Genomic DNA, 14,248 nt, shown 5'->3' with positions numbered 1-14,248 from the left:
CTCTCACTCGGGACGGATGCTCCTGAAGCCAGCCGCTCAGGCAAGCCCCGCCAAGAAGGCGGAACCGCACCGATCCGGATTGGACGAGCGGCCTCTCTCGCACGACGCTTGCGCGTACGGAACGTGAGGAAGGTGCTCAGGAGCGCGGCGCTCTCTAAGACACGCCGACGGTCTAGGTTACGGGGCCGGTTCCGGAGGGTCAAACCGGGCCCCTACGGCCGTGGGCCCCGCCACTCGGCGGGGCCCACGGACGCGGTGTCACTCAGCGGTGGATCAGGCTTCGGTCGGAGCCGACACGGACGGCGGGGTCTGCTGCTCCGCCGCCGCGGTCTTCTTCGTCGCCCGCTTCACCGCGGTCTTCTTGGTCGTGGCCGCCTTCTTGGCCACGGTCTTCTTGGCGGCCGCCGCCTTCTTGGCCGGGGCCTTCTTCGCCGCGGTCGCCTTCTTGGCCGGAGCCTTCTTGGCGGCCTTCTTGGCCGGGGCGGCCTCCTCGGCCACCGGCGCGGCTTCCTCGACCACCGGGGCGGGCTCGGTCACCGGGGCCTCGACGACCAGCACGGCGGCCTCTGCCGCGCCTGCCGGGGAACCGGCGGGTGCGGTGGCCTTACGGGTGGCACGGCGGCGCGGACGGGCCGGAGCGGCCTCCACGACGGGGGCCTCCTCGGCCTCGGCGACGACGGCGACCTCGGGCTCGGGCTCGGCGACGGGCTCGGGCTCCGGCACGACGACCGGCTCCGGCTCCGGGGCCACCTCGGCCGCGGGGGCCGGGGCACCCGCCGGGGCGGTGGCCTTACGGGTCGCGCGGCGACGGGTCCGGCCCTTCGGCGCGGCCTCCGGGGCTTCCTCCACGACCTCGGCGGTCTCGACGACCGGAGCCGTCTCGGCGACGAACTCCGGAGCCGGCTCCAGCACCGTCTCGGCCGGCTCGGTCACCGGCTCGTCCGCGACCACGGGGGCCGGGGCCGGGGCGACCGCACCGCGCGGGGCGCCCGCCGGAGCGGTGGCCTTACGGGTGGCACGGCGGCGGTTGCGGCGGCTGCTGATGCCCGCGGCGGCCTCGGCCTCGGCCGGGCTGCTGTAGAGCTCCTCGTCCGCGACGAACTCCGGCTCGGGCAGGGCGCGCGGCGCGGCGGCCTCGGCAGCCACCTCCGCCTCGGATTCAAAGCCCTCCGTGTCGACCGTCTCGACCTCGTGGTCGTGCTGGTCGAACTCGGCGCGGCCACCGCGGCGCTTGGAGCGCTTGCCGTTGCCACCGCCGCCGATCACGGTCGGGGTCTCCATGTGGACGATGACACCGCGGCCGTTGCAGTGGACGCAGGTCTCGGAGAAGGACTCCAGCAGTCCCTGGCCCACCCGCTTGCGGGTCATCTGGACCAGGCCCAGCGAGGTGACCTCGGCCACCTGGTGCTTCGTACGGTCGCGGCCCAGGCACTCCAGCATGCGCCGCAGGACCAGGTCGCGGTTGGACTCCAGGACCATGTCGATGAAGTCGATGACGACGATGCCGCCCAGGTCGCGCAGCCGCAGCTGGCGCACGATCTCCTCGGCCGCCTCCAGGTTGTTCCTGGTGACGGTCTCTTCGAGGTTGCCGCCCTGACCGGTGAACTTGCCGGTGTTGACGTCGATGACGATCATCGCCTCGGTCTTGTCGATCACAAGCGAGCCGCCCGAGGGCAGCCACACCTTGCGGTCGAGCGCCTTGGCGAGCTGCTCGTCGATCCGGTACGTCGCGAAGACGTCGACCTCGGAGGTCCAGCGGGACAGCCGGTCGGCCAGGTCCGGAGCCACGTGGTTCACGTAGCCGTGGATGGTCTCCCACGCGCCGTCACCGCTGACGATGACCTTCGAGAAGTCCTCGTTGAAGATGTCGCGCACGACGCGGACGGTCATGTCCGGCTCGCCGTACAGCAGGCTCGGCGAAGAGGTCGAGATCTGCTTCGACTTCTTCTGGATGTCCTCCCACTGGGCCTGAAGACGCTCGACGTCGCGGCGCAGCTCGTCCTCGCTCGCGCCCTCGGCGGCGGTGCGCACGATGACGCCCGCGTCCTCGGGGACGATCTTCTTGAGGATGGTCTTCAGACGCGCGCGCTCGGTGTCGGGCAGCTTGCGGCTGATGCCGGTCATCGAGCCCTCGGGCACGTAGACCAGGTAGCGGCCGGGCAGCGAGACCTGGCTGGTCAGACGGGCGCCCTTGTGGCCGATCGGGTCCTTGGTGACCTGCACCAGGACCGACTGGCCGGACTTGAGGGCGGACTCGATGCGGCGCGGCCCGTTGGCCATGCCGAGCGCCTCGAAGTTGACCTCACCGGCGTACAGGACGGCGTTGCGGCCCTTGCCGATGTCGATGAAGGCGGCCTCCATCGACGGCAGCACGTTCTGGACCTTGCCCAGGTAGACGTTGCCGACGTACGAGGTGGCCTCTTCCTTGTTGACGTAGTGCTCGACGAGCACGTTGTCCTCAAGGACGCCGATCTGGGTGCGCTCGCCGGCCTGGCGGACGACCATGACACGCTCGACGGCCTCACGACGGGCCAGGAACTCGGCCTCGGTGATGATCGGCACGCGGCGGCGGCCCTGCTCGCGACCCTCGCGGCGGCGCTGCTTCTTCGCCTCCAGGCGGGTCGAGCCCTTGATGGACTGGACCTCGTCGGAGGACTCGGCCTTCTCCCGCGCGGGGCGCGGCTCGCGGACCTTGACGACGGTACGCACGCCGTCCTCGTCGCCCGCTTCGGCTGCCTCGGCAGGGCCCTCGCCACTGCGGCGACGGCGACGGCGGCGACGACGGCTGGAGCTGGAGCCGAGGGCCTCGTCGGCCTCCTCGTCCTCTTCCTCCTCGGCGTCCCGCTCGGCGGTGTCCTGCTCGGCGGCCTCGGCCTCGTCCTCGGCGGACTCGTCGAGGTCGGCGGCCTCACCGCGACGGCGACGACGGCCACCGCGACGGCGGCGGCGCGACGGGCGCTCGCCCGACTCGTCGCCCTCTTCGAACTCGCCGGACTCCTCGTCGAGCTCGGCGGCCTCGGCCTCCGGCTCCTCCTCCGCGAGCACCTCGGGAAGGGAGACCGGGGCGGACTCGGCGACCGGAGCGGACTCGGCGGCGCCGCGCCCACGGCGACGGCGGCGGCCGGCGGGCTGCGCGACGGGGGCCGCGGTGACCTCGGCCTCGAACTCGGTGTCCTCTTCCTCCTCGACCTCTTCGGCCGGGGCGGCGGCGCGAGCGGCCGCGGCGGCCATGGCAGCGGTCTCGGGGGTCTGGAACATCGGCTCGGCGAAGACCGGGGCCTGGAAGACGGCGACGGCGGGACGCGCGGCGCGGCGGGGGCGGGCCGGCGCGGCGGGCGCCTCGGCCTCGGCGGCGGGCTGCGCGGGGGCGGCCGGCGCGGTGGTGGAGCGGGTGGCGCGGCGGCGGCCGCCGCGCTTGGGCGAGTCCACGGCGTCGGCGACGGTCACGGCGCGGGCGGCCTTGGGGGCCTCTTCCACGACGGGCGCGGGCTCGGCGGCGGGAGCCTCGACCACGGCGGCGGCCTCGGCGGCCGGAGCGGTCACGGCGCGGGTGGCACGGCGACGGGCACGCGGAGCGGGAGCGGCGGGAGCCTCCTCCTCGACCACGGGCGCGGCCTCGGCCACGGCGGCCGGAGCCTCCGGAGCGGCGACGGCCTCGGCGGCTGGAGCGGTCACGGCGCGGGTGGCACGGCGACGGGCACGCGGAGCGGGAGCGGCCGGAGCCTCCTCCTCGACCACGGGCGCGGCCTCGGCCACGGCGGCCGGAGCCTCGACCACGGCAGCGGCCTCGGCGGCCGGAGCCGCGACGGCGCGGGTGGCACGACGACGGGCACGCGGAGCCGGAGCGGCCGGAGCCTCCTCCTCGACCACGGGCGCGGCCTCGGCCACGGCGGCCGGAGCCTCCGGGGCGGCGACGGCACGCGTGGCACGGCGGCGGGTCCGCGGTGCGGGAGCGGCGGGCTCCTCGGCAACGGGCGCGACGGCGGCGGCCACGGGCTCGGCGGCCGGGGCCTCGACGACGACGGCCTCGGCGGCCGGGGTCGCCGGGGCGGCCACGGCGCGGGTCGCGCGGCGGCGGGGACGGGCGGGGGCGGCGGCCGGAGCAGCCTCTTCGGCGGGGGCGGCCGGAGCGGCCTCGGTCACCGGGGCCGTCTCGGCGACGGCGCCACCGGGCGGGCCCGCGGGCCGGGAAGCGGCACGGCGGCGACGGCGCGGCGGCAGGTTGTCGCTGGGGCTGGAGCTGTCTGCGCTACCAGCAGAAGTGATGTCGTTTTCGTTGTTGAGCATTGCGGGCGGTTCTCCCGTCACGCTCCCGGGCGCCGCGGCTGACTTCCGGTCCGGCACGGCTCCGCGTAATGAGCGCGGAACCGGCCTCCGGGGCGCGTTCGCCACACGGGAGCTGTAGTCCATGGCCGCCGGTTCCGTACGTGTTGTCCGTACGGCCTGGCGGAAGTCTTCAGGTCGGTGCGCGGCCCGACCCAGGTGGCTCCCGAGTACCAGGGCTGCGCGACGACGGCGTTCCTTACGCGGCGGGACCTTCCGGCGCCTTCGCGTCGGCTGCTACGGCGGCCGTGGGTGGGGCGGCCGTGTCAGCCTCGCGGTCGGGCGCGAGCGGGTCGGTCACCGTGCCGGACTCCTCGTCGAAGAGCCCCTGCGCCAGCCTGGTCACCGCTGAGGGGACCGGCGGCGCCAGGTCGGCCACAGCTCGGAGACCGGACAGGACGTCGTCGGGTCGCACGGCAGGTGTCAGATGCCGAACAACCAGCCGCAGTATCGCACAGGCATTGTCCAGCGGCCTATCAGCCGGGGCGGGAAGCGCTTCGAGACTGACGACCGCCCCGCGCGTGTCGAAGGTCCGCATTCCGTTCTTGGTCCGGCGCTGCACCTCCACGTTCTCGGCGGCGAGGAACGCCGTCACGGCCCGCTCGGCCTCGGCGAGCTCCACGCCGTCCAGGCGCAGCTCCCACACGGAGGCGGTCAGCCGGTCCGCGAGGCCCGAGGTGCGGGCCTCGACGGCGTCGATGATGTCGAGCCCGGTGGGCATCGACTCGTCGAGCAGCTCACGGAGCTTCTCGGGGTCGCGGGGCTCGGCGAGCGCGATCTCCAGGTACTCGGCCTCGCTCCCGGTGCCGGTCGGGGCGGCGTTCGCGTACGAGACGCGCGGGTGCGGGGTGAAGCCGGCCGAGTACGCCATCGGCACCTCGGCACGGCGCAGGGCCCGCTCGAAGGCGCGCTGGAAGTCACGGTGACTGGTGAACCGGAGGCGGCCGCGCTTGGTGTAGCGCAGTCGGATGCGCTGCACCACCGGTGCGGGAGGCGGGCCTTCGGGCTGTCGCTTGCCCAGTGGTTCTTCTCCTTGTGCGGGGCTCCGCGGCTCGCGCGTCGCCCTGAGGTCTGTCGACCCGCTCCGGCTCACCCCTGCCGTCGGGGCAGGGAGATCTCGTCAGCGGGTGCCGCGTCGGCGGCTGTCGTACTACCCAGAGTACGCGCCCGTGACCTCGCCGGTTCCACGGGAGGAGTACCGAACAGCGCACGGCGTACGGTGGCCCGCGCCTCGCGGACCGCGGCGCGACCGGTCCGCCAGACCTCGCGGACGGCGTGCCCGACGGGCGTGAGGACGTGCCGGTACACCCGGGACGCGGGCCACCCGATCAGCACCCAGCCGATCCGTTTGAGTCCGCGCCACAGCGCGGCGGTGATCAGCCCGGCCACGTGCCAGGCCCATACGAGGACCCGTCCGGCCGGAGCGAGCAGATACCGGTACAGGCCGGCGGCCAGCCACCCGAGGCCGAGCCCGACGGGCCGCACCAGATACCGGTAGACCGCGACCACCAGCCATACGAGGCCCAGCCCGACGGGCCGCAGCAAGTACCGGAACACAGCGACGGCGAGCCGTACGAGCCCGTGGCCGACCGGGGTGAGGACGTACCGGTGGACCACCGCGGCCAGCCAGGCGATCGCGCGGCCGACGGGCGTGAGCACGTACCGCCACAGCCCGACCCACGGCCACACGAACAGCGTCATCCCGAGGGCCCACACGATCCGGCCGACGCCTTTGGCGAGGGGCGCGAGCAGGTAGCGCATGCCTCCCCGGCCCAGCCAGGCCAGCGCCTCGCCGAGCGGACGCAGCACGTAGGCGAGCAGGAGCCGCCCGGCCGGCGCGAGCAGGTGCTCGTACGCACCGCGGCCCAGCCACGCCAGGCCCCGCCCGACCGGGGTGAGCACGTACCGCCAGAGCCCGGCCCAGGGCCAGACGAAGACCAGCTTGAACAGGGTGACCAGCAGCCATCCCAGTGCCCGGAGCAACGGCTCGACGACATGGACGTACAGCGGCCCGAGGACGTGCCGGTGCACGGCCCGGCCCCCGGCGACCAGCAGTTCCCAAACCACTCGTACGGGCAGTACGACGAGTACCGCGACGATCTTCACGGGAATCCTGATGACGGCCACCAGGCACCCGTCGCCGCCGTCGGCCGGAGGCCGCTTGTCCGTTTCCATGCAGCAAAGGACACGTCAGAGGCCCCCACCCGTTGCGGGCGGGGGCCTCTCGTGACCCAAGGGTTACTTCACGACGGACAGCGGCAGCAGCTTCTTGCCGGTGGGGCCGATCTGGATCTCGGTCTGCATCTGAGGACACACGCCACAGTCGAAGCACGGGGTCCAGCGGCAGTCGTCGACCTCGGTCTCGTCGAGGGCGTCCTGCCAGTCCTCCCAGAGCCAGTCCTTGTCGAGACCGGAGTCCAGGTGGTCCCAGGGCAGGACCTCCTCGTAGGTGCGCTCGCGGGTCGTGTACCAGGCCACGTCCACGCCGTAGGCGGGCAGGGTCTTCTCGGCCGCCTCCATCCAGCGGTCGTAGCTGAAGTGCTCGCGCCAGCCGTCGAAGCGGCCGCCCGACTCGTACACGGCGCGGATGACGTCGCCGATGCGGCGGTCACCGCGCGAGAGGAGGCCCTCGACGATGCCCGGCTTGCCGTCGTGGTAGCGGAAGCCGATGGAGCGGCCGTACTTCTTGTCGCCGCGGATCTTGTCGCGGAGCTTGCCCAGGCGGGCGTCCGTCTCCTCGGCCGAAAGCTGCGGCGCCCACTGGAACGGGGTGTGCGGCTTGGGCACGAATCCGCCGATGGACACCGTGCAGCGGATGTCGTTCTGGCCGGAGACCTCGCGCCCCTTGGCGATGACGTTGACCGCCATGTCGCCGATCTGGAGCACGTCCTCGTCGGTCTCGGTGGGCAGGCCGCACATGAAGTACAGCTTCACCTGGCGCCAGCCGTTGCCGTACGCGGTGGAGACGGTCCGGATCAGGTCCTCTTCCGAGACCATCTTGTTGATGACCTTGCGCATGCGCTCGGAGCCGCCCTCGGGGGCGAAGGTCAGGCCGGAGCGGCGACCGTTGCGGGTCAGCTCGTTGGCGAGGTCCACGTTGAAGGCGTCCACGCGGGTCGACGGCAGGGACAGGCCCACCTTGTCGTCCGTGTAGCGGTCGGCGAGGCCCTTGGCGATGTCGGCGATCTCCGTGTGGTCCGCGGAGGACAGGGAGAGCAGGCCGACCTCCTCGAAGCCGGTGGCCTTCAGGCCCTTCTCCACCATTTCGCCGATGCCGGTGATGCTTCGCTCCCGCACGGGGCGCGTGATCATGCCGGCCTGGCAGAAACGGCAGCCGCGGGTGCAGCCGCGGAAGATCTCCACGGACATGCGCTCGTGGACGGTCTCGGCGAGCGGGACCAGGGGCTGCTTGGGGTAGGGCCACTCGTCGAGGTCCATGACCGTGTGCTTGGACACGCGCCACGGCACGCCGGAGCGGTTGGGCACGACACGGCCGATGCGGCCGTCCGGCAGGTACTCGACGTCGTAGAAGCCCGGCACGTAGACGTTGCCGGTCTTGGCGAGACGCAGGAGGACCTCTTCGCGCCCGCCCGGCCGCCCTTCGGCCTTCCAGGTGCGGATGATCTCGGTCATGTCGAGGACGGCCTGCTCGCCGTCGCCGATGACCGCGCAGTCGATGAACTCCGCGATCGGCTCGGGGTTGAAGGCCGCGTGGCCGCCCGCGAGGACGATCGGGTGGTCGACGGTGCGGTTGCGGGCCTCCAGCGGGATGCCCGCGAGGTCCAGCGCCGTGAGCATGTTGGTGTAGCCCAGCTCCGTGGAGAAGGACAGGCCGAACACGTCGAAGGCGGAGACCGGGCGGTGGCTGTCCACGGTGAACTGCGGCACCTTGTGCTCGCGCATCAGTTCTTCGAGGTCGGGCCACACGCTGTAGGTGCGCTCGGCGAGGACGCCCTCGCGCTCGTTGAGCACCTCGTACAGGATCATGACGCCCTGGTTGGGCAGCCCGACTTCGTACGCGTCCGGGTACATGAGGGCCCAGCGGACGTCGCAGCTCTCCCACTCCTTGACCGTGGAGTTGAGTTCACCGCCGACGTACTGGATGGGCTTCTGCACGTGCGGAAGCAGGGCCTCAAGCTGAGGGAAGACCGACTCGGTCATCACGCGACTTTCGTGAAGCGGGCAGGGGGCAGCTATCTAGCGTACCCCGAGGCTCGGCCGCCCCCACCCACATGATCATTCCAGTGGGGCCCGCAGCGCGGGGTCGGAGGCCTCCGACCAGACGTCCGGAAGTTCGCGTTCGCGCCGCTCGGCCAGGGCCTCCTCGCGGGCGTAGAGCACGCCCCAGGTGAAGGCGGACTCCCCGGCGCCCGTCGCCTGGGCCGCGAGGCCGCGCAGGGCCTCGCGGGCCACCACGCTGTCCTGGTGGTCGCCGAGCAGGTTCTGCACCGATTTCCCGGCCTTGGCCAGGTTCTTCGCCGGCTTGCCGAGGACCGGCTCGGCCGATTCGGCCGCGTAGCGGAAGCGTTTGGCCGCCTTGCGGGCGTCGTGCAGGGCCAGGTCCCGCTCGTGGCCCGCGTCGAGGGTGAGTGCGGTGTGGACCCGGCCGGCGAGGCGGGTGTAGTCGTGGAGGACCGCCTTCGGGAGGACCGCTTCCGGGGGCCGGGCCGCGTGCTTCAGCAGGGGCGGCGAGTCCAGCAGGGCGTCGAGGGAGTCGAGCAGGGCCACGTAGCGCGCGCTGTCGAGGACGGCGAGGGCGCGGCGCCGTGATCCGGAGCGGCGGGCGGTGTTCCACACGCGCAGCCTGCTGCGGACCGGGCCGGTCATGAGGGTGCGGGGCAGCTCGCCGAGGTGGGTCTGGATCCGCTCCAGCAGGACCTCCTGGTCGCGGTCGACGCCGAGTTCGGCGGCGAGCCAGCGCAGCTCCTCGCCGATCGGGTCGGTGGCCGCCCGGTCGATCACCTTGCGGTACGACTTGAAGGCGCTGCGGATCCGGCGGCTCGCGACCCGCATCTGGTGGACGGAGTCCGGCAGCCCGCGCCGTACGGCGGGGTCCTGGGCGACGAGCGCGTCGCGCTGTTCGCGCAGGTACGCAAGCACGTGCGCGCCCGTCGTGCCCTCGGGGCCGCCGCTCTCGGGCCGGGCCGGGGGCTCGGCCGCGGTCTCGGCGAGGGCCCGGGCGAGCTTCGAGGGGGCGTCGGAGACCCGGAGTCCGGCCTTGCGGAAGGTCTTCTCGACGGCGTCGAGCAGTTCGGGGTCGACGCCGTCGGCGAGTTCCACCTCGACCTCGGTCCAGGTGGCGGTGGCCTCGCCGCGCTCGGCCAGGACGGCGTCGGTGCTCAGTTCCGCGAGCAGGGCGCCGTCGGCGTCGAGCAGATGGCTGAGGCGGCGCGAGGAGAGGAGCCTGACCTGCGGCTGGAGCCCGGCGCCGCGGACGCGGGAGCGGACGAGGGCGGCGAGGGAGGGCGGGACCGTGTCGCTGAGCGCGGCCCCGATCTCGTCGCGCACTCCCGGGGAGACGGGCAGTTTGAGGTGCCAGCCCTCGTCCGCGCCGCCCGTTCTGCGCCGGAGGGTCAGACCGTCGGCGGCGAGCCGCTGGTCGGGGGTGTCGTAGTAGACGGCGTCGAGGTCCACGGTGCCCTGGTCGGAGACGGCCGCGATGGCGGCCGTGCCCGTCAGGTCCGGCACTCCGCGCCGGGCAGATTTGGCCTTGGAGAACTCGAATTTCCGCTCGATTTCGCGCTTGGTGTCCGCCATAGACCGAACTTAGTCCTGAACGGATCACGTCGGCAGGGTGAACGGAACATCAGGCCGACAATGGCCGTTGCACCTTGATCGATTGCAGTAGTCCGATCGCCACCCACACCGCGAACATCGACGATCCTCCGTACGAGACGAACGGCAGTGGGAGCCCGGCCACCGGCATGATCCCGAGGGTCATCCCGATGTTCTCGAAGGACTGGAAGGCGAACCAGGCGATGATCCCGGCGCACACGATCGTCCCGTACAGCTCGGTGGTCTCCCGGGCGATCATGCACGACCGCCACAGGATGATGCCGAGCAGCACCAGGATCAGCCCGGCCCCGATGAAGCCCAGCTCCTCCCCCGCCACCGTGAAGACGAAGTCGGTCTGCTGCTCGGGCACGAACTGGCCGGTGGTCTGCGAGCCCTTGAACAGTCCGGAGCCGGTCAGGCCGCCGGAGCCGATCGCGATGCGCGCCTGGTTGGTGTTGTAGCCGACACCCGCCGGGTCGAGCTCGGGGTTGGCGAAGGCCGCGAAGCGGTTGATCTGGTACTCGTCGAGGACGCCGAGCTGCCATATCAGGATGGCGCCGCTCGCGCCGGCGCCGAGCAGGCCCACCACCCAGCGGTTGGAGGCGCCGGAGGCCAGCAGCACGCCGAGCACGATCACGATCATGACCATCACGGAGCCGAGGTCGGGCATCAGCATGACGATGCCCATCGGAGCCGCCGCCAGGCAGAGCGCCTTGACGACCGTGCGGTGGTCCGGGTGGGCGAGATCGCCCGCGTCCACCCGGGTGGCCAGCAGCATCGCCATCACCAGGATGATCGTGATCTTCACGAACTCGGACGGCTGGAGGGAGAATCCGCCGCCGATGACGATCCACGCGTGGGCGCCGTTGATGGTGGCGCCGAGCGGGGTCAGCACGGCGAGGATCAGCACGAGGGAGAGCCCGTAGAGGATCGGCACGGCACCGCGCAGGGTGCGGTGGCCGAGCCAGACGGTGCCGATCATCAGCACGAGGCCGATGCCGGTGTTCAGGGCGTGCCGGGCCAGGAAGTAGTACGGGTCCCCCTGGTTCAGGGTGGTCCGGTTGCGGGTCGCCGACCACACCAGCAGGGCGCCGACGAAGGAGAGGGCGAGCGCGGAGAGGAGTATCGGCCAGTCGAGCCGGCGCACCACCGAGTCGCGGGCGGTGAGCTTGGCCATCGCCCCGCGCTCGGGCGCGTACCGGGAGACGGAGAACTTGTTGGCGGTCTGCATGTCGTCCTTAGTCCTGGCGTGCCGCGGGGGGTGCTGGCGGCCCTGCGAGCACGGCCGGCTCAAGATCCTCCGGGGACGGCCGCACGTACGGCCGGATCTCCGGGGAGGTGATGGAGCCGTCGGGCCCGATCCGGGGCAGCTTCGCCTCGGGGCCCAGCAGCAGGGCCCGCTTCGGGTCCTGCTTGCCGTCCATGGTCAGACCGTAGATGGCGTTGTAGAGGTTGCGTACGGCGGGGCCCGAGGCTCCGGAGCCGGTGCCGCCCTGGGAGATCGTCATGACGATCGTGAAGTCCTTGGTGTAGGTCGCCAGCCAGGAGGTGGTCTGCTTGCCGTAGACCTGGGCGGTGCCGGTCTTGGCGTGCATCGGGATCTTGTCCATCGGCCAGCCGCCGAACCGCCAGGCGGCGGTGCCGCCGGGCTCGACGACCGAGCGCAGGCCCTGGTCGAGGTCACCGATGGTCTTGGCGTCGATCGGCAGCCGGCCGTGCGACTGGGGCTTGATCATCTCGATGTGCTTGCCGTCGGGGCTGATCACGGCCTTGCCGACCGTGGGGTTGTAGAGGGTGCCCCCGTTGCTGATGGCGGAGTAGGCGGTGGCCATCTGGATGGGGGTGACGAGGACGTCGCCCTGGCCGATGGCGAAGTTGATGCTGTCGTAGGCCTTCAGCTGGTTGCCTTCGAGGCAGCTCTCGTAGGCGATCTGCTCGACGTAGGTGCCGCCCCGCTTGCCCTGCTTGCACCAGGCGTTCTTGTTGGCCTTCCAGAAGTTCTGCTTCCACTTCCGGTCGGGGATGCGTCCGGTGACCTCGTTCGGCAGGTCGATCCCGGTCTCGGAGCCGAGTCCGAATTCCCGGGCGGTCCGGTAGAACCAGTCGTGGGCGTCCTTCTTGGGGCTGAGGCCGCCGTCGCGCTGCCACTCCTTGTGGCCCAGGGCGTAGAAGACGGTGTTGCAGGAGAACTTGAGGGCGTCCCCGAGGGTGATGGGGCCGTGCCCCTTGGACTCGAAGTTCGCGAAGCTGCGGCCGCCGAGGCTGTAGGAGCTGCTGCAGTTGTACTTGTCGTCGAACTTGTAGCCGGCCCGCACGGCGGCGCTCGCGGAGACCACCTTGAAGATGGAGCCCGCGGGGGCCATGCCCTGGATGCCCCGGTTGAGCAGCGGGTAGTTGGAGTTCTTGCTGGTGAGCCTGGCGTAGTCCTTGCCGGAGATGCCGCCGACCCAGGTGTTGGGGTCGTAGTCGGGCTGGGAGGCCATGGCGACGATGCGGCCGGTCTTGGCCTCCATGACGACGACGGCGCCCGAGTCGGCCTCGTACTTGCGGCCGGTGATGTTGTCGGTCTCGTTGCGGACGACCTTCATCGCGTCCTGGAGCTCGTACTCGGCGACGGCCTGGACCCGGGCGTCGATGCTGGTGACGAGGGTGGATCCGGCCACGCCGGGGTCGGACTTGGTCTGGCCCATGACCCGGCCGAGGTTGTCGACCTCGTACGAGGTGACCTCGGCCTTGCCGCGCAGCTGCCTGTCGTAGGTGCGTTCGATGCCGGAGCGTCCGACCTGGTCGGAACGCAGGTGCGGCGAGTCGGAGTCCTTGGCCTTCTGGATCTCCTCGTCGGTGACGGGCGAGAGGTAGCCGAGCACCTGTGCGGTACGGGCCCCGCCGGGGGCCGGGTAGCGGCGGACGGCGGTGGGCTCGGCGGTGATGCCGGGGAAGTCCTCGGGGCGTTCGCGCAGCTGCAGCGCCTGCTGCGTGGTGGCTTCGAGGGTGACCGGGATCGGCTGGTACGGGGAGCCGTTCCAGCAGGGCGCGGGGGTCTGGGAGTCGCAGAGCCGGACCTTGTCCATGACCTCCTTGGGGGTCATGTCCAGGACGTCGGCGAGGCGGGTCATGACGCCCTTGCCCTTGTCCTTCATCTTCATCAGGGCGGTGCGGCTGGCGGAGACGACGAGGCGGGTCTCGTTGTCGGCGAGCGGGACCCCGCGGGCGTCGAGGATCGAGCCGCGCACGGCGGGCTGGACGACCCGCTGGACGTGGTTGCTCTTCGCCTCGTGGTAGTACTCGTCGCCGTTGCGGATCTGGAGGTACCAGAGCCGCCCGCCGAGGGTGAGGAGCATCGAGAAGACGAGCACCTGGATCATGACGAGCCTGATCTGCACCCGGGAGGTACGTCCGGTCTCCGGAGCGTTGGTCACGACTGGTCCTCCCTCACAGCTTTTTGACGCTCTTCACACCCTTGACCGCTTTGACCCCCTTTATACGGACAGCTTTGTTGGCCCGCGAGCGGGCGGTCTTCAGGCGCAGGCCGCCGCGCTGGCTGCCGATGCGCAGGCCCGTTCCGCCGGCCAGCCAGCCGGCGGAGACGTCGGCGGCCTTGTTGGCGGGGCCGCCGCCGGCCTCGACGGCCATCGGGTCGTTCTCGGCCTTCCGCGCCAGCGCCATGATCCACGGCACGGTGAACGGCGCGAGCAGCAGGTCGTAGAGGGTGGCGGTGAACACCAGCCCGGTCAGGCCCACGTGGCGGGCGGCGGTGTCGCCGACGAGGGCGCCCACGCCCGCGTAGAGCAGGGTGGAGCCGATCGCGGCGGCGACGACGGTGAGCATCGGGCCCCAGGCGGAGCGGAAGCGGCCGCCGTCGGGGCGGGTCAGTCCGGCGACGTAGCCGATGACGCACAGCACGAGCGCGTACCGCCCGGCGGCGTGGTCGGCGGGCGGGGCCAGGTCGGCGAGGAGGCCGGCGGCGAAGCCGATGAGCGCGCCGCTGACGTGCCCGTACACGAGCGCGAGCGAGACGACCGTGAGGAGCAGCAGGTCGGGTACGGCGCCGGGCAGTTGGAGCCGGCCCAGGACGGTGACCTGGATGACGAGGGCGACCACGACGAGGGTGGCCGAGAGCAGGATCCGGTTGAAGCGCATGCGTGGTCTG

General features: G+C 71.9%; 8 protein-coding genes. All 8 read right to left on the bottom strand.

The features are described from left to right. Positions 1 to 273 precede the first annotated feature (273 nt). Entirely contained in the window at positions 274 to 4,287 is a 4,014-nt protein-coding gene (locus tag KO717_RS24030; protein WP_301371183.1) for an Rne/Rng family ribonuclease, read from the bottom strand. Positions 4,288 to 4,522: 235 nt separating this feature from the next. Beyond that, positions 4,523 to 5,302: a TIGR03936 family radical SAM-associated protein gene (locus KO717_RS24025; RefSeq protein ID WP_301371181.1), complete on the bottom strand. Its 780-nt coding sequence runs from the start codon at positions 5,300 to 5,302 to the stop codon at positions 4,523 to 4,525. Positions 5,303 to 5,412: 110 nt separating this feature from the next. Next, on the bottom strand, positions 5,413 to 6,498 hold the full coding sequence (locus tag KO717_RS24020) for a hypothetical protein (protein WP_301371179.1): 1,086 nt from the start codon (positions 6,496 to 6,498) through the stop codon (positions 5,413 to 5,415). A 63-nt stretch (positions 6,499 to 6,561) separates the two neighbouring features. Beyond that, complete coding sequence (locus tag KO717_RS24015) at positions 6,562 to 8,487, bottom strand: TIGR03960 family B12-binding radical SAM protein (protein ID WP_301371177.1); 1,926 nt, start codon at positions 8,485 to 8,487, stop codon at positions 6,562 to 6,564. Between the two features lie 72 nt (positions 8,488 to 8,559). Further along, complete coding sequence (locus KO717_RS24010) at positions 8,560 to 10,080, bottom strand: CYTH and CHAD domain-containing protein (RefSeq protein ID WP_301371175.1); 1,521 nt, start codon at positions 10,078 to 10,080, stop codon at positions 8,560 to 8,562. Positions 10,081 to 10,129: 49 nt separating this feature from the next. Then, positions 10,130 to 11,329 (bottom strand): rod shape-determining protein RodA, encoded by a 1,200-nt coding sequence (gene rodA, locus KO717_RS24005; RefSeq protein WP_301371173.1) that lies wholly within the window; start codon positions 11,327 to 11,329, stop codon positions 10,130 to 10,132. A 7-nt stretch (positions 11,330 to 11,336) separates the two neighbouring features. Continuing rightward, positions 11,337 to 13,517: a penicillin-binding protein 2 gene (mrdA, locus tag KO717_RS24000; RefSeq protein ID WP_301371171.1), complete on the bottom strand. Its 2,181-nt coding sequence runs from the start codon at positions 13,515 to 13,517 to the stop codon at positions 11,337 to 11,339. A 13-nt stretch (positions 13,518 to 13,530) separates the two neighbouring features. Then, positions 13,531 to 14,238 (bottom strand): rod shape-determining protein MreD, encoded by a 708-nt coding sequence (gene mreD, locus KO717_RS23995; protein ID WP_301371169.1) that lies wholly within the window; start codon positions 14,236 to 14,238, stop codon positions 13,531 to 13,533. Between the last annotated feature and the right edge of the window lie 10 nt (positions 14,239 to 14,248).

The organism is Streptomyces xanthophaeus (assembly GCF_030440515.1).
Taxonomy (GTDB): Bacteria; Actinomycetota; Actinomycetes; order Streptomycetales; family Streptomycetaceae; genus Streptomyces; species Streptomyces kutzneri.
Note: the sequence above shows the minus strand (reverse complement) of the source record. Positions and strands in the feature narration are given on the sequence as shown.